Source organism: Granulicella cerasi (assembly GCF_025685575.1).
GTDB classification, from domain to species: Bacteria; Acidobacteriota; Terriglobia; order Terriglobales; family Acidobacteriaceae; genus Granulicella; species Granulicella cerasi.
This window is the reverse complement of record NZ_JAGSYD010000001.1, coordinates 319,968-336,104: the sequence shown is the minus strand read 5'-3', so window position 1 is coordinate 336,104 and position 16,137 is coordinate 319,968. Positions and strand designations below refer to the sequence as shown.

The window sequence follows — 16,137 nt, the reverse complement described above, 5'->3', positions numbered from 1 at the left end:
TGGACTCTGCATAAGCAAGATTAATTTCCAGAATGATGTATCTGACCTTCAAGGAGGTTTTGACGTGGCTCAAGGAAATAATGAAACACTTAACCCTGCCAGCAAAGATGATGTCTTGAAGGGAATGCACCAGATGTTGAAGGCCCTTCAAGATAAGGATTCGAAGACCACTGCCGCGCTCAATCAGGCAGATGTACCCAGTGAATTATCAACAGAAGAACGCCGTCAAGCCGCAATCAAGAAACTGATGGACTCGATCAAAAACGTCGAGGAAGAATCGCAGCCCCAAGGGCATGCCTTCCATTCTCGCGAAGACGCGGCAGGGATCATCCAGTCCAGTTTTGAAGCTAATGTTATGCCCGAGCTACAAGGCTTTTCAGAAGGAAATCCGATTGTATGGATACCCGCTGGAATAAAGGGAATCCTTGAACATCTCAATGGGAAATTCCCATTTCAGAAGGCTACAAAAGCAAGTCGAATTGAGATACCGAATAAGTGCAAGATTGCACTACTAGGTGACTGGGGGGCTGATAACGACCACGCTAAAAATGTTGCTGCTCAGGCAATGACGTACAACCCCGATTATGTAATTCATCTAGGTGATATCTATTACTCCGGCTCCTCAAGCGAATGCGAGACGTTTCTGAAAAACTGGCCCCTCAAGGGTGAGGATGGGAAGCCAGCCAAAGCGAAGAGTTTTGCACTGAACGGGAACCATGAGATGTATTCCTTGGGAAAGCCTTACTTCACTATGGTTCTTCCCGCTTTCGGTCAAGAAGCGAGTTATTTCACGCTTTATAACGAACATTGGCAATTCCAAGGGCTGGATACGGCTTATGTTCCTTTTAGCATAAGCGGAGGCTGCGTTGATGATCGCCTCAAAGTGCAATGGGACTGGTTGAAGCAAAGTATCACCGAAAACCCGGCGAAGCGAAATATTTTGCTCAGTCACAATCAACCTGTCTCGGCGCACCTTTCGGAACTAGTTGCCGCCCAGGCATTGATGAACGAAGCTCGCCAACTCCTGCAAGAGACACGCTTGGGCGCTATTTATGGCTGGTTCTTTGGTCACGAGCACCGCTGCACAGTGTATAGAGATGATGTCACTTCTGCTCTTTTCCGCGCTCGCCTTATAGGCAACGGTGCAATCGGTCATCATCCGCAAGAGGAAGCCGAACCTGCGAAGGACGAGAGTGGCGCAGCCTGCGCTCCTTGGAAGTGGGTGAACCGTCGCTCCTTCGAAGACAAAGGTGTTGTTGCGATTAGTTCGTTCGCACTGCTTACTATCGATGAAGAGCGAATCCATGTCGAATATATCGATGAAGATGGAGTTGTTGGCTATGAAGAAGCGTGGTTGGCTGGCGATCAAATCGGGGTAGGAACGAAAAGTAGCTGAAGCTAAGAACGCATTTGAGACTTATCAGCAATACAGAAGCGGACTATTTCAAGGCCGCTTCTGTATTAATGCTCTGGTTATTTTCTTGTGAAACGCGATAACTTTTGGGGCACATGGTCCCTTATCGGGCAAGACGGGGAAACCTCTCATTCGCCTGGATACCGGCAAGTTTAGCAAGCCAAACCAAATCAAACATCACAAAAGCCAAATGTCACCACACCGCTATCTCTGATTACGTGATTTGCGGGCAAACGCACGAACGGTTCGGAGAATGCCGAGCCGTTCTCATTTGCCAGCAATCGCGATTATGCGAGCCTACAGCGTGTTAAGCCAGCCGAGATGGGCCTTCACCAACACGGCCGTCTCGTGGGCCCAGGCTTTGTAGGGCGCGGAACCTTCTGTGGACTCCTGCAGGAACAAGCCTTCATCCTTGTTGTGAATCTGCTTCATGTCCCCGATGTAGTACGCGTCGAACTGCGCAGCGGGGACGGCTTTCAGCTTCGCCAGCCGTGCGGAGAACTCCGCGTTGAGCGTTCCTGCGATCGGCACGCCGGTCTCGCCCGCAATGCGCTTCAGACCCGCGCCGACGCCCTCGTGGTCATGCGTTTCCAGCATGCCGAAGTTCTGCACCACGGGCGATTGTCCGCGCATCGCGGCAACTTTGCCCGCTTCGACCTCGTACGCGCCGCCCTGCGACACCTTCGCCACAAAAGCGCGGTCCGCATCTGACGCCGGAGTCGCTGCCCAGGCCACGCTTGCCAATCCCATCGCCACCCCTGCCGTTGCCAAAGCAAACTTCCGCATCGTCATCGCCTCCACCGCAGTCGCGGTTCTCGGTAGGATGCCGATTCGCGCCACGCCGACCGCCGAGACATCCCGACCCGCGTTTCACTCATCCACACAGAGGAAGGAAAGAGGTGAGCATGTCGAAGCACGAGACCCATGAGCACGAGCAGAAGTCGAAAGAGCACCAGCCGCAGGCCGTCCACGAAGAGCAGCACAAGGGCCCGCACGACCCTAAGGAGATCAACCCGAAGCTGGCTTCCGACATCGCCTATTGGTCCCACGAGTTCGGCGTTTCGGGAGACAAGCTGCATGAGCTGGTTCGCGTCCACGGCACGCACGTCGAAAAGATCCGCCACGCGCTCAAGAAGTAGGCTCGCAAACGTAGAAAGGCTCGGCTAGCGCCGAGCCCTTCTTGCGTTCAAGCTTCCCGGAGGTGCCGAGCTCAGAGGTCGCCAGCCGAAGAGCCGCTACCGCGCTGCGGGTCCCTTCACTATGTAGAGCGTACGCTGATGCGGGGCGAAGATCGTCTCGAAATGTACCGGCGCAAACTGGGGCGCGAGGCCTCTACAGGCGTTTGGGTCGAAGGAGACGACGTACTGCGCTCGAACTACAGGGGTCAGCTCCATGTGTTCCGTCTGGCAGGGATCGTTGTCACCAACGTCCGGCATGGGCTTGTACAAGTTGGACGGATTCTGCATTCGCTGCTCGTTCAGATAGCCAACGGTGGTGATCTGCGTCCAGGTGTTGTACTGGATGCCGCCGTCGATCGCCGTTCGCGGAACGCCCGCGTTCTGCGTCTGTTGGAGGATCTGAGCCTGTGCGCGGAAGAGCGTGAACGCGTCGCGTACGCCGGCGACGTAGAAGACCGCGAAGAGCAGAATCGTTACCCATGCGGTGCGCGGCAACCTGTACGCCAGGCGCTGCTCGTAGATCCAAACCACGGCGAAGAGCAACACAAAGTTGGGCACGAGAATGTAGCGATCGAGGTTCATCGCGATGGCGACATAGCGTGGAATCAGCAGCAAGCAATAAGCCAGCACGCACGGGCCGAGCAAGACGACCAACTCATATCCGCTCAGCCGACGGCCTACAGGCGGTTCGTTCGATGCGCTCTCGATCTTGTCGCGGCTCGCAGGCTTGCTGAAGCACGTAGCGATCAACGCGACCTGCGTGATCAGCATGAAGAGCAGGAAGAGATGCTTCATCACAGGCGTGATGAGCAGCGGCGCGGTGCCAAGATACGAGCTGAAGTAGATGAAGCCGTGCTCGAAGAAGTTGTTGTACGCGTATGGGATCTCCCAGACGAAGAGCTTGTGATGATGTGCAAGCTGGGTAAGTCGCGCAGCGGCAAAGAGCAGCCAGATACCGGCTGCGATCTGCGCACGGCGCTGGCGGAAGACCGCTGGTGCCAGCGCGATCAGCAACGGCATCGCAAGCAACAGCGTTTCGAAGCTCGTGGCGATGACGAACTCCACGAGTCGTATCGCCAGCAGCTTCATGCCCGGAGTCACGGCAGGCAAAAGGTGCTCGACAATTACGTAAGGCTGGTGGCTATACCAATGCAGGAACCACAGCATCGTTGCGATGCCGAGCAACATGCACGGAATACCCGCCAGCAGCGCAGAGCGGTTCTTGCGCAGCAACCACAGTGTGCACGGCACGAGTACAAGTACGCCGAGCCATGCGGTCTGCCTTGCCGAACCACCGATGCCGTTGGAGAGCGCCGCGATGCAGATCCACCAGGTCGCATGTCGATCGTTGGCTGTTTGCAGCGCGCGAACGCAGCAGTAAAGACAGCCGAGCAGCGCAAACATGCCGTACACGTCCGACATGAAGGTGAAGGTGACAGCGAACCACGTGGCGGAGGACAGGAACGTGAGCGTGACTGCGGCCGCGCTCCAGCGGCGCAGACCCATGCGCACAAGCAGGCGCTGCATCAGGCCGGCTGTTGCCAGCGAGACGATCAGGGTGCCGATGCGCGGCGCGGTAAGGGACGCACCGAAGAGCTTGATGAAGAGGGCGCCGACGTAAAGTTGCCAGCCGAGACAGGCCGTTGCCCAGCCGTTGTAGACGATGTGTCCTGTCTGCGCGAGAAGCTGTGCAGAGCGGATGTACGATTCGTCATCGACCACACCGATCTCCACCCACGGGTGGATGAAGAATGCGCAGAGAGGAAGAAACAAGACGCAAAGCAGCGTCGGAACGAGAGAGGGGATGCGCTGCTTCAACGCTTGATTCTCCTGAAGATCAATTCGCCCTCAGCTCAGCGCGGCCAAAGCTGGCGGCGGCTCAAGATGTAAGGCTTGTACTCGAATTTGGGTAGAACCTGTCGCTGGACCCGACTGTTGAGCAGCATCAGGATGGAGGACAGTGCGGTGAGTCCTACCTGCGAAAGGATGATCACCATACTGAAGCTCACTTCGGTGGCCCAGCCGGGGGTGGCGTGCTGAGGCACGAAGAACCGAAGCGCGGTCACGATCAGAATCGCCACGGCTGTGGCCGCAGCGAAGAGCACCGAAAACAGCAGCAGGCGCACAAAGATCGCGTCCGCGTATACAGAAATGCCGCTGAGCCCGTGCACGATGAGCGATACGAAGTTCATCTTCGAGCGGCCGTCATACCGATAGCCACGGTCCACCGGCACCTGAGTAATCGGAATGCGGGAGCGGAGTACGGCGGAGGGCAAATGGTTCCAGAGTTCCGAGACGAGGGTCAGTCGTCTCGCCTGCGCGATGGACATCGCAGAGAAGTTGCCGAAACTGATCTTCTTGCCAGTGACGATGAAGAAGAGCAGGCGGTACATCACATAGGAGGCGCGGAAGGTGAACGTTTCGGTTCTGCGGCGACGCTGTGCCACGACGCAGAAGTGCTCGGGGTCCTGCACGGCTGCGAGCAGCGTTGGAATGGCTTCGGGAGGATCTTCGCCATCGGCGTCCATCACTACGACGGCGTCGATACCCTCTTCCTCCGCTGCGGCGCAAAGGCCGACGGCGATCGCTCGCTGATGACCGATGTTGACGCCGAGGTGGATGACCTCCACGCCTGCGAGGGCCCTCAACTCCGGCATTTGCTCGAGCAGCGGCGTGATCGGATCGCTGCTGCCGTCGTCTACCGCTTTCACTTCCAGCGAAAGGCCTTGCTCCGCGGCCACGGCGTTGAGCTTGCCGAGCAGGATGCGAAACGATGTCCAGTCGTTGAAAACAGGGGTGATGATGCAGAGACGTTTCATGAATACCCGGCGGTCGAGGTGCGTTTCGAGTCTTCCGTACCGCAACCGAAAAAGGCTCGCGGGGGAATTGCTTCCTGTTGTGGTGGTAGGGCAAGCATATCCTGTCCCCTCGGCAGAAGCCACTCACAACCGGCTTGTTTCGGGCGGGTTGCGACAAAACGACAATCCGAAGGGATGAGGACCGCGACTCCTGCGGAAAAATAGCGTCTAAACCTATAGAGGATTGAAGCAATGAACTCGAACTACAAGCTGCTTCTCGCGGGTTGGGCGCTCGCGAGCACTGCTGCATTTGCCCAAGTTCCGCAGCAGGACGCTGCGCCGATTGAGCGTGGATACGCCGCTCAGTCTGCCCCCGCGCCGCAAGCTGCGCCCGATCAAAATTACTACTCCGACGACCAGCAGGGCGCTCCCGCGCCGCCGCCGCGCCGCCCCGTGCATCGGGGAGGAGCAGGCGCGTCGACCGTGCTGAATCCGATGCAGGGCGTTCGCGTGCTGACGAATGCGAAGCTGGCGGTCGTCTCCAAGGACACAAACCACGTTGAACTGCGCCTCGATCACGGTAAGGCGAACGTGATGATCCACAATCCGGCTCAGGGATCGCTGATTCTCGTTGATCTGCCCGGCGGGCAGGCCGACCTGATCAAGGACGGCTTCTACACGCTGAACGCAGACACCAACACGTTGGCGGTGCTGCATGGCGAGGCGAAGGCCTTCGCCCCGGGCGCTCCGCCGAACGCCGACGGCAAGTCGGTGAAAGAAGGCCAGGGTGTGGTGCTCGGTGAGCACCCGCATCCGGACGACCTGTATGACTCGCAGATGCGTGCGGACATTCTGCCGTGGACCGGCGGCCCCGACACGATGGATGCGCAGGCCAACTACGGCGGAAGCGAAGCCATGGTCGATAACGGCTGCGATGGTTGCTACAGCCCGGGCGGCGGATACGGCGCATACTACGGCGGCTACGGTTACCCGTATGGCTACGGCGCTTATGCCGGCTATCCCTACGATTACTACGGCTACGGCTGGGGCTATCCCGGCTGGGGTTGGGGCTGGGGATATCCCGGTTACGGCTGGTACGGCGTAGGCTACGGCTGGGGCGGCGGATACTATCGCGGCGGCGGTTATTATCGTGGCGGCTATGGTGGCCGTGGCTACGGTGGACGCGGCTTCGGCGGCACCCGCGGCTTCAGTGGCGGCGGCGGTCTCCACAGCGGAGCGGCCGTAGGCGGCGGCTTCCACGGAGGCGGCGGCGGTGGTGGTTTCCACGGTGGCGGCGGTGGCGGACACCGCTAGTCCTGCACCAACGCAAACAGGCGAGGGTCGCGATGAAGTTCATCGCGGCCCTTTCTGCTGCGCGGAGGCAGGCAGCGCTGGTCGGGTGCGAGGCCTCCCGATTCAGACCAGCGTGGGTTCCTCGGGCGGTTTCTGGCTTACTCTTCGTCCTTCGTACCGTCGCCGGGCGATAAAATCGTGCCATCCTTTCTATGCGCTCTCACCGGAAATGTGAGCGCGTGCACCTCTCTCATTCAACCCCCATGAGAATCGGATCGGCCATGCCAAACCCTGCCACCCAAACGCTGAAACTCGCTCTGCTCGCCTCGTGTGTTGCGCTCTCAGGCTGCGCAATGTCCACCGCCCATCTCGGCACCGATACCTCGACCAGCAGCATTGGCGCGGTGAAGGGCACGATGTACGGCGGTCAAAACCCCGTTAGCGGTGCGGCTGTGTATTTGCTGGAAGCGAATGCGACGGCCTACGCCGGCCCGGGCATTACGGCCTCGACCGCGAACGCCTCGAAGTCGCTGCTGACCGCGGCCAGCAACACAACGGCGGACAGTAATGGCCGCTATTACGTCACCACGGATGCCGGCGGTGGCTTCTCGCTCACCGGCGATTACACCTGCGATGCGAACCAGGTGGTCTATCTCTACACGCTTGGCGGCAACTCGGGCGCGGCGGTGAATCCGGCGATCGGCATGATGTCGGTGCTGGGCGTCTGCCCTGCGAGCGGCGGAACGCTCGCTGCGGTGACGCCGTATGTGTGGGTCAACGAGGTGACGACGGTGGCTGCGGCTTACGCTCTCTCGGGCTTTGCCACGGACGCGACGCATATCGGATACAGCGGTTCGGCGGCGGGACTGGTCGGCCTCCAGAATGCAGCGGCGAACTTCAAGAATCTCGTCAATGTCGGCACCGGTGTGGTGAACCAGACGACGCCCGGTAGCGTGACGGGGATCGGCAATATCGGCACGGTGCCGTACCAGAAGATCAACACGCTGGCGAACATTCTGGTGGCTTGCGTGAACACTGCCAGTTCGAACTCCTCCGCTTGCTCGACGCTCTTCAGCAATGCGCAGAGCGCGGGTTCGAGCGGCACCATCCCTACGGATACGGCTACGGCCGCAATCAACATCGCGCATAACCCTGGCAGCAACACTTCCGCGCTCTATGGCCTGCAGACAGGTGTGGGAACGGCTTTTCTGCCGCACCTGACGGCTGCGCCGAATGACTTCGCACTGCCGGTCTCGTATACCGGCGGCGGCCTGAACGGCGGCTTTATGACGGTTGTGGATGCGACTGGAAACGTGTGGGTGAGCAACTACTTCGGCAATTCGCTGAGCAAGTTTTCGCCGCAGGGTGTGGTGGCCTCCCCTGGTGGGTTCACGGGCGGTGGTCTGAATGAGCCGACGGGTATGGCCATCGACTCCCTCGGAAACATCTGGGTGAAGAATGCCGGCGCCAACGTGATCTCCGAGTTCACGAGCATGGGCAGTGTGGTGTCGGCCAACGGATATGCGCCGTCAGGCTATGTGGCAGGTACTCTCAGCGCCGGGTTGGCTTTCGATACGAGCGGGCGGCTTTGGATTACGTCTGCGTCTTCATCCAATGCTTCGGGATATCTGATGGCGTTGACCAATGGGGTGAGAACTCTCGGGCCGTTTACGGACGACGCGAGCGCAGACTCGGCTTCAGCCTCTGGCCTGTATGGTGGAAACTGGGTTTCCATTTCGAACGCCACCATCTGGACGGCCAATAGCAATACGACGGTCTCCGCATTCCTACCGTCAGGCCAGCCCAATTTTGGCGGACCTCTTTCGGTGGCGAACATGACTTCTACCGCCTGGGTGGACTTCGATGCGAGTGGGTTTGCCTGGGTCGTCGACTTCAACTCGAGCGCGATTGCGCGCATCAACCAGGCCGCAGGCAATACCACCGCGTATGACCCGAGTACCGGTGGCTTGAGCTACCCCTCTGGCCTTCAGGTGGATGCCAACGGTTCGGTGTGGGTGTCGAACAATGGCACACCTTCGCTGAGCCAGCTTCGCTTTTCCAGCCCGGTGATCGTGCCGGTCTCGCCATCGACCGGCTATCGGGACCCGAACTCCGATGCGAACGCCGAAGGTGCGGTGCAGCTCGACGCCTCTGGCAATGCGTGGACCGTGGATGATACGAACCACCTCATCCAGTGGGTGGGTATCGCGACTCCCCAGGCGACGCCTGTTTCGCCGACGAGGCACGCCACGCGTCCGTAAGATCCACGCAGCGACAAGAAGAGCCCATCTCGCGAGGGGCTCTTCTTGTTGCTCGCAAGGAACAGGGAATTACATTTCCTTCACGCCGTCGACGAACGCCTTCAGCTTGCGCGAACGCGACGGGTGACGCAGCTTGCGCAGGGCCTTGGCTTCAATCTGGCGGATGCGCTCGCGGGTGACCTGGAAGCTCTGGCCGACCTCTTCCAACGTGTGCTCGGAGCCGTCTTCGAGGCCGAAGCGCATCTTGATCACGCGCTCTTCGCGCGGGGTCAGCGTACGCAACACCTGCGAGGTGTACTCCTTCAGGTTCACCGAAATCACGGCGTCAGACGGGCTGACGGCCATGCGATCTTCGATGAAGTCTCCAAGGTGCGAATCTTCCTCTTCACCGATCGGCGTCTCGAGCGAGATGGGCTCCTGCGCGATCTTCAGGACCTTGCGGACCTTCGCGACAGGGATATCCATGCGCTTGGCGATCTCTTCCGACGAAGCCTCGCGGCCAAGCTCCTGCACCAGCTGACGCGAGGTGCGGATGAGCTTGTTGATCGTTTCGATCATGTGCACCGGGATACGAATGGTGCGGGCCTGATCGGCGATCGCGCGTGTGATGGCCTGACGAATCCACCACGTCGCGTACGTCGAAAACTTGTAGCCGCGGCGGTACTCGAACTTGTCCACGGCCTTCATCAAGCCGATGTTGCCTTCCTGGATGAGGTCGAGGAACTGCAGGCCACGGTTCGTGTACTTCTTCGCGATCGAAACCACGAGACGAAGGTTCGCCTCGATGAGCTCACGCTTGGCGCGCTCGGCGTCCATGTCGCCCTGAATCATCTCGCGCTGCGTGCGCTTGAGTGCTTCAGTCGAGATGCCCGAGTCGAGCTCGAGGCGATCGAGATCGGCGCGGCAGTTCTTCTGCTGGCGGCGATACTCCTTCTTCAGCTCTTCGCTCTTCGACGCTTCAAACTTCACGTCCAGCGCCTTGATCTGGCGCTCGAGCGTACGCATCGAGTCGACCGACTTGTTCACGCGGTCGAGCAGGCGCTTCTTCTCGGCATTGGTGTACTTCAGCTCGCGCACGACGCGCGAAACCTTCACCAGCTCGCGGCCCATCAGCCAGCGGTTCTTGCGCTTGTCCTTGTCCTTGGCCTTCGCGTCCTTCCCCTGCGGGTCGGCAGCCTTGGCTTCGTAATCAGCAGCCTTCTTCTGGTGCTTGACGAGCTCGTCGATCACCTTCACGGTGGCCTTGACGCGCGCTGCAAGAATGTCTTCGGTCAGCTCTTCTTCGTCGAAGGTGACGACTTCCTTGATGTTGCGCACGCCGCGCTTCAGGTCTTCACCCAGGCCGACGATCTCGCGGATCACGATGGCCGAGCGAGCCAGCGCCTTCATCACGCGCAGCTGGCCGCGCTCGATACGCTTGGCGATTTCGACTTCGCCTTCGCGCGTGAGCAGCGGCACCGTGCCCATCTCGCGCAGGTACATGCGGACGGGGTCGTTGGTCTTTTCCAGCTGTCCGGGCGTCAGGTCGAGTTCGACGTCTTCGTCTTCCTCGGGCTCTTCGTTGTCGCGCTCGATCTCCTGGCGCGAACGACGCGACTCGGAGTTCAACACGTCGATGCCCTGCGTGTTGATCGTCATCAACAGATCGTCGAGCTGATCGGAGTTCGTCACGTCGCCCGAGATCATGTCATTCACGTCGCCGAACGTGAGAAAGCCCTTCTCTTTGCCCGTCTCGATGATCCGGTCTACGTCTTCTTCGTACTTATCGATTTCTTCAGCCACTTGTGCACTCCTCAAACGCCCCTTGCGCGTGAGCTGTCAGCGGCGCGGGCGGAAAATTCTTTGGGATTCAATCGCGCAGGTCATCCGTGCGCAGACAGCTCTCCCTGGGTTCAGACGGGGTTCGCGGGACATTGGGTTGCGGTCAAAGCCGCGGGCGCAGACCGAAGCACATTTGGCGGATCAAATATCCGCGCAGGGAAGGCTTTCCGGCACTCAAGGCGCACGTCTCCAGCGAAAACCAGTCTACCAAATTAGACGGAAAATTGTGGAAAAAGATGCAGCCCGGATGCAACCCATATACGATGCACTGCTGCCACCACCCGCAAGGGGCGATGGCAGCAGCCAGCTAGGCTTCCGCCGCGCGAATGTACTCCACCACGGCCTCGGAGAAGCCGTCGATGTGCGACCAGCCGTTGCCGTACCCGACGCCGTTGCGCGCGGAGGCGACATTGATCATGTAGCCTCGCGCAGCCAGCGGCGCGCCGACGCGGTCGTGCGACTGCTCATCCGTCAGCACGATGGTTCGCGCGGGCGTGCCGGGCTCCATCGCCGCCACGTCATCCAGCGAACGGCCGAGGTACGTTCCGTGGTTCGGCTGGCTGTTCGCCAGCGCATCACGCAACGCGAAGCCACGACGCGGGGGCGCCAGCAACGTGCGCTCGGAGAAGGTGTAAATGCTCACCTGCTCGCAAAGCTCACGCAGCAGCACGGCCAGACCATACGCCGCGTCGGTACGCAGCACCTCGGAACGACGCGAGAGCGGCGCGATCATGGAGCCCGACACATCGACCATCAGTACGGTGCGCCCGGACAGCTTCTCGGCGGTGTTCACCGAGCGCAGCATCACGGCCTCCAGCGCCTCTTCGAGACGCGGAGCGTGACGGGCCGCCGCCAGATAGCGGAACGGCAGCACCCGAGCGGTGTTCAGCTCGGCGAGCGCGGTCTTCAGCGCTTGCTCACCGACGCCCGCCTGCAGCATGTTGCGCAGGTTTCGCAGCAGCGCCAGCGCACCCAGCTTGCGCTCGGCGAGCAGACGCTCCCACACCTCGCGCTTGTTCGTCTCGGGCGACGTGCCCGAGGCCGAGAGCGCGACCTCCCAGGTATCCGGCGTTGCCAGCGCGCCGTCGATCAGGCGCTTCCACAGCTCCGCCTGCTCGGCCGAAACCGGCTTTGCGTGCGAGAGGAAGAGCACGTCGCGCAGACGCACCGCACCGGCGCGATCGTACTTCGCCAGCGTGTACTCGTCGAACTTGGTGAAGGCGGCCGCGAGGCCCTTCTTCACCTGGGCCGAGAGCGGTGCCTTGCCCTCGGCCCAGTAGATCGCGACGAACTCCGCCAGCTCGTCCGCGCGCTGAATGACGGCAGCCAGCGTTTCGGCCACCAGCGCGCGGTGCGAGGCGTGACGCGCCATTTCGCGCAGCAGCAAGAGCGGCGCGTGACGCAGCTTCATCCGGGTGCGGGCCTCCACGGCCAGCGCGGCGACGCTCTCGGGCGCCACCTGCGGCACCAGCTCACGGATGCGGTTCGCGATGGTCACGCCGCCCTCGTAGAACTCGTCCTCCCACAACATGCAGGCGAGCACCGAGCGGCGCAGGCTCTGCTCCGGCGTCAGCACCGGCGCGGGCGCGCCTTCGTGCGTGCGCGGTGAGGTGAAGAGCGGCTTGGAGAACTTCAGGTTAAGGATATTCAGTTTCATTTCGTTGTCGTGACCTCCTTTCCGTAGTGCTGGTAACGACAGGTTTGTGGGTTGAGGCTGAAGGATTCAGCACGTTTTTAGGCGCACTTCGGCTGGAGTTGCGGATACTCCGCAACTCGGGCCGAAGTAGAAATTGGTAACTTCCTCGCCGGGGAATAAGTTGGCACGGAGAAGAGACTGAGCTATGCGGGGTACTCTCCGCAGCAGGATTTGAACCTGCGACCTCTGCGCAAGCGCAGCGCTCTACCGAAGTATCCGTTGCCTTCGCCACCGGCGACTGGGGTTGAGGTTATTCGTCGTCTTCTTCTGTGACGCCGACCTTCAAACGCGGTTCGGTGTTGATGCCGACCTTGAAGCCAACCGGCTTCAAAGGCCCCGGAACCACGTTGATTGCGAGCTTTTCCATCTGGTCCCAGCCGGGACGGTTCTTGTCGTAGTAGCCCGAGCACTCGTATACGGGGAACGGCAAGGTCATGGTCTGGTACGGCTTTTCGCAGAGCGTGATCTGCTCACTCTCGCGATAACCGCGGATCAGAATAGCGTTGGAGCACGTGCGACACAGACTGCCTGAGCCGCTGGGTGTTCCATCTTTCACGAAAATGTTGCCCATCTGGACACACAATCTCTTTCTAACTCGAGGCTTCTCGAGTAAGTTAGCGCCGGGGGATAAGTCGAAGACGGTTTAGGCGATCTGGGCCGCTAATCCACGCAGGTTTCCCTGCGGCAGGATTTGAACCTGCGACTCCCGCGTTTCAAGCGAAGGAACCGTCTTCTGCGCCACCGGCGCGTCAACACGGAGCGCAATCCGTGTCCGGGATTGTAGTGAAGTGAGTAAAGACAGAGTTTCCTCTGTGTGCAGGGCTTCAATCCTGCTAGTGGGTGAGAAGTAACTCACTTCTTCGCCACGGACACGGTTTCTCTACCGCAGACTACTTTGCAAGGTAGTCTGCGTGCTTGCGCTGTCTATCCGGGAATAGGCTTCCATGGGTAGTTGGGAGTCGAACCCACTTCCCCGCGAAGGGAAGCTTCCACCGATGAAGTAACCATGGAATGCGCCACGGATAGACGAGGGCCTGCTAACGATGTGCTCTCTGGGATGCGTAGGAGCCGCGATTAGCGCGGGGAAATGAAATGGAGCCAACCCCGGCGGCCGCCCGGAAAGCTGATCGCTTCAGGCGCCTTTGGCTTCGAATTTTGGATGAAAGTCATCATCGGGGTAAGTCTCCTACGCAAGGACAACTGTCTCATGGCTCTATAGAAAGAGCAAGAGAAATAGAGAAAATATTTCGGAATATTTTGTATTCTCGCGGACTAACTCTATCCGGCTGACTCCGCGAGAGTACTCTCCTGCTAGAAGAGTGAAGCCTGCGAAGCATCGTCGCGCAGCGGCTCGCCTGCGGTTCCACCCTGGCACTTCGGGCAGAGGCGGGCCTTGATGTCCATGCCATTGCAGCCGTACTCGTGCTGGCAGAGTTCACAGCGCAGGCGGTAGACGATCTGGTTGTCGCGTGTGGTCGAAGGCGCGCCGTTTTTGTTCACGACGATCTGCCGGTTCGGGTTCTTATAGCCCGGCTCGGTGGTGACGGCGCGTGCGCCTTCGCGAACGCCCATGCCAGCGCGTGGTTTTGCGGTAAGTCTCACGCCTCTAGCCTAGCGTGGGCAAGTGAGGGAAACGAAAGCGGTTATAAAATCGCGCTTTTCCGGGGGATTTGCTGGGTGTATCGTGACCCGAAAGAACACCCTCAGGAGATTTCCCGATGCGTACTGCCCCCTTTGCGCTCGCCGCGCTTTCGGCTCTTGCCTGGCTCGGCACTGGCTGCTCGACGAGTTTTGCCCCCGACGGAACCCCCACCTCTCAACCGCTGGGACATCTTCAGGGCCATGCCTATGGCGGTCAACAACCGGTTGTCGGCATGCGGCTTTATCTGCTGGCGGCGTCCACGGCAGGGTATGGAAGCTCCTCCGTCTCTCTGCTCAACGCTGGCTCCAGCACGCAGCAGGACAGCTCCAACGGCTGGTACTACACCACCACCGACCAGGCCGGCTTCTTTTCGCTGAGCGGCGCCTACACCTGCACGGCAGGCCAGCAGGTGTACCTCTTCGGGCAGGGCGGCGACCCCGGCACCGGTCAGGACAACGAGATGGCCGGCATGATGGCCGTGCTGGGCCAATGCCCCAGCAGCGGCACGCTCGCGGACACGGTGCCGAACATCTGGATGAACGAAGTGACGACCGTAGCGGCGGCCTACGCGCTGGCGGGCTTTGCCACGGACAGCACGCATGTGGCGGCGTCGGGCACCAGCTACGCGGCGACCGGGCTGGCGAACGCATTTGCCACGGCGTCGACGCTGGTGGACCTCGGCACCGGCACAGCAAAGTCCACGATGCCCGGCGTACGGGACCCGAACTCGAACAATCCGACCGCGACGATCGGCGCGGGTGTCGTTCCTGCCGCCACGATCAATACGATCGCCAACATTCTGGCCGCGTGTGTGAACGGCACGGCCTCGTCCTCTGTCTGCACCACGCTGCAGAGCGACGCGGTGGCCGCCGACGGCACGCAGCCCACGGACACGGCCAGTGCGGCCATCAACATGGCGCACGCGCCAACGGCGAACGTAACGGCCCTGTTCAACCTTCCTCCGGCGACGGCAGCGTTTGCTCCGGCGTTGAGTGTGGCACCTGCTGACTTCACGTTGACGGTCTCCTACGCGCTCGGCAACAGCTACGGCACGGGGGCGAACGTGGCGATCGACGCGACGGGCAACGCGTGGGTCGGCATGCAGGCGATCAACAGCTCTCAGGCCTTCTATGGTCTGCTGGACAAGCGCAGCCCGGCTGGGGCGTTACAATCCGGAACAGGATTTGGCAGCCTGGCGGTGAGTACGCAGGGCATGGCGTTTGATCGCAACGGCAACCTTTGGGTGAATAGCGATGCGCTCGGTCAGGCGTACAGCGCGAGCGGAAGCCTGGCGTACAACTCCTCGAAGGTAGGCGCGTCGATGCTGGGTCTCGCTACGAGCTCGCTGGGTGACGTGGCTCAGACGTACATCTATCCCTCGAGCGCCTCCAACTCCGGCGTCGGCTGGAGCAGGCTCTCGAGCACGTCGGGCACCGCTACCGGCTCGTTGTGGTTCGCCTATCGCGGGCCGCGGACGCCTACGGGCATCGCCTTTGACCCGAGCAACAATCTCTGGACGAGCAACGAAGACGGCACGGTCGCCAAGCTGCCCGCGTCGATGTTCTCCAACAGCTCCGCGAACTATTACACGAACGTCACCAGCTACACGGTGGGGTCGTCGAACTCCGGCTATGGTGACGTGGCCTTCGACGCGAACGGCAACTTGTGGGAGCCGGACCGCGTGTGCGTGGTGACCAACACACCCTACACCTGCACGACGCAGCCGGTGAGCGGTACTCGCATCGCGATCGATGGGCGCAACCAGGCGTGGACGCTGAACAGGGCCACCGCGCAGTTGGTGCAGCAGCCGGGCACGACCGGCAATGAGGCGATCAGTCTCACGCCGGGCATCACGAACCCGCAGGGGCTGGCGATCGACGCCTCGGGCAACGTGTGGATCGCTGGTGCGACCACGGGTGAGGTCATCGGCGCTGCCGGTCCGGTGAAGACGCCTGCGTACCTGCAGGCGCTCACGCCGGGCACGCTGCCGTAGGGTTGTAGTTCGACAAAGCGAAGAGGCCGCGTATTGCGGCC

At 60.6% G+C, this 16,137-nt stretch carries 12 protein-coding genes; 5 read left to right on the top strand and 7 right to left on the bottom strand.

All coding sequences use genetic code 11. The features are described from left to right. Positions 1-64 precede the first annotated feature (64 nt). Positions 65-1,396: a metallophosphoesterase family protein gene (locus OHL11_RS01320; RefSeq protein WP_263369669.1), complete on the top strand. Its 1,332-nt coding sequence runs from the start codon at positions 65-67 to the stop codon at positions 1,394-1,396. 315 nt (positions 1,397-1,711) lie between these two features. Here OHL11_RS01320 and OHL11_RS01315 read toward each other — a convergent pair whose 3' ends face one another. Then, the gene (locus tag OHL11_RS01315; protein WP_263369668.1) at positions 1,712-2,200 is read right to left on the bottom strand and encodes a DUF4142 domain-containing protein; all 489 of its coding nucleotides are present in this window, start codon (positions 2,198-2,200) and stop codon (positions 1,712-1,714) included. 119 nt (positions 2,201-2,319) lie between these two features. Here OHL11_RS01315 and OHL11_RS01310 point away from each other — a divergent pair, with 119 nt between their 5' ends. After that, positions 2,320-2,553, top strand: a complete 234-nt coding sequence (locus OHL11_RS01310; RefSeq protein WP_263369667.1) for a DUF3606 domain-containing protein — start codon at positions 2,320-2,322, stop codon at positions 2,551-2,553. A 96-nt stretch (positions 2,554-2,649) separates the two neighbouring features. Here OHL11_RS01310 and OHL11_RS01305 read toward each other — a convergent pair whose 3' ends face one another. Both OHL11_RS01305 and OHL11_RS01300 read right to left on the bottom strand, forming a co-directional pair. Next, on the bottom strand, positions 2,650-4,410 hold the full coding sequence (locus OHL11_RS01305) for an ArnT family glycosyltransferase (RefSeq protein ID WP_263369666.1): 1,761 nt from the start codon (positions 4,408-4,410) through the stop codon (positions 2,650-2,652). A gap of 35 nt (positions 4,411-4,445) precedes the next feature. Beyond that, on the bottom strand, positions 4,446-5,411 hold the full coding sequence (locus OHL11_RS01300) for a glycosyltransferase (RefSeq protein WP_263369665.1): 966 nt from the start codon (positions 5,409-5,411) through the stop codon (positions 4,446-4,448). Between the two features lie 231 nt (positions 5,412-5,642). Between OHL11_RS01300 and OHL11_RS01295 the strand changes: the two genes are divergently transcribed. Together OHL11_RS01295 and OHL11_RS01290 are read left to right on the top strand one after the other, a co-directional pair. After that, positions 5,643-6,704 (top strand): hypothetical protein, encoded by a 1,062-nt coding sequence (locus OHL11_RS01295; RefSeq protein WP_263369664.1) that lies wholly within the window; start codon positions 5,643-5,645, stop codon positions 6,702-6,704. Positions 6,705-7,036: 332 nt separating this feature from the next. Next, positions 7,037-8,944, top strand: a complete 1,908-nt coding sequence (locus OHL11_RS01290) for an NHL repeat-containing protein (RefSeq protein ID WP_263369663.1) — start codon at positions 7,037-7,039, stop codon at positions 8,942-8,944. 69 nt (positions 8,945-9,013) lie between these two features. Here the strand turns inward: OHL11_RS01290 and rpoD are convergent, their stop codons facing one another. The 4 genes from rpoD to OHL11_RS01270 all read right to left on the bottom strand — a co-directional run bounded on the left by rpoD (position 9,014) and on the right by OHL11_RS01270 (position 14,063). After that, on the bottom strand, positions 9,014-10,726 hold the full coding sequence (gene rpoD, locus OHL11_RS01285; RefSeq protein WP_263369662.1) for an RNA polymerase sigma factor RpoD: 1,713 nt from the start codon (positions 10,724-10,726) through the stop codon (positions 9,014-9,016). A 346-nt stretch (positions 10,727-11,072) separates the two neighbouring features. Beyond that, complete coding sequence (locus OHL11_RS01280; RefSeq protein ID WP_263369661.1) at positions 11,073-12,422, bottom strand: TROVE domain-containing protein; 1,350 nt, start codon at positions 12,420-12,422, stop codon at positions 11,073-11,075. Positions 12,423-12,711: 289 nt separating this feature from the next. Further along, entirely contained in the window at positions 12,712-13,032 is a 321-nt protein-coding gene (locus tag OHL11_RS01275; RefSeq protein WP_263369660.1) for a hypothetical protein, read from the bottom strand. A gap of 740 nt (positions 13,033-13,772) precedes the next feature. Beyond that, the gene (locus OHL11_RS01270; RefSeq protein WP_263369659.1) at positions 13,773-14,063 is read right to left on the bottom strand and encodes a hypothetical protein; all 291 of its coding nucleotides are present in this window, start codon (positions 14,061-14,063) and stop codon (positions 13,773-13,775) included. 116 nt (positions 14,064-14,179) lie between these two features. Between OHL11_RS01270 and OHL11_RS01265 the strand changes: the two genes are divergently transcribed. Continuing rightward, entirely contained in the window at positions 14,180-16,096 is a 1,917-nt protein-coding gene (locus tag OHL11_RS01265; RefSeq protein ID WP_263369658.1) for an NHL repeat-containing protein, read from the top strand. Positions 16,097-16,137: the final 41 nt, after the last annotated feature.

Excerpts from the sequence above, each read along its gene's own strand:
- OHL11_RS01315 (WP_263369668.1), bottom strand. The coding sequence starts at position 2,200 with ATGCGGAAGTTTGCTTTGGCAACGGCAGGGGTGGCGATGGGATTGGCA.
- OHL11_RS01310 (WP_263369667.1), top strand. The coding sequence starts at position 2,320 with ATGTCGAAGCACGAGACCCATGAGCACGAGCAGAAGTCGAAAGAGCAC.
- OHL11_RS01300 (WP_263369665.1), bottom strand. The coding sequence starts at position 5,411 with ATGAAACGTCTCTGCATCATCACCCCTGTTTTCAACGACTGGACATCG.
- OHL11_RS01295 (WP_263369664.1), top strand. The coding sequence starts at position 5,643 with ATGAACTCGAACTACAAGCTGCTTCTCGCGGGTTGGGCGCTCGCGAGC.
- OHL11_RS01290 (WP_263369663.1), top strand. The coding sequence starts at position 7,037 with ATGTCCACCGCCCATCTCGGCACCGATACCTCGACCAGCAGCATTGGC.
- OHL11_RS01280 (WP_263369661.1), bottom strand. The coding sequence starts at position 12,422 with ATGAAACTGAATATCCTTAACCTGAAGTTCTCCAAGCCGCTCTTCACC.
- OHL11_RS01275 (WP_263369660.1), bottom strand. The coding sequence starts at position 13,032 with ATGGGCAACATTTTCGTGAAAGATGGAACACCCAGCGGCTCAGGCAGT.
- OHL11_RS01265 (WP_263369658.1), top strand. The coding sequence starts at position 14,180 with ATGCGTACTGCCCCCTTTGCGCTCGCCGCGCTTTCGGCTCTTGCCTGG.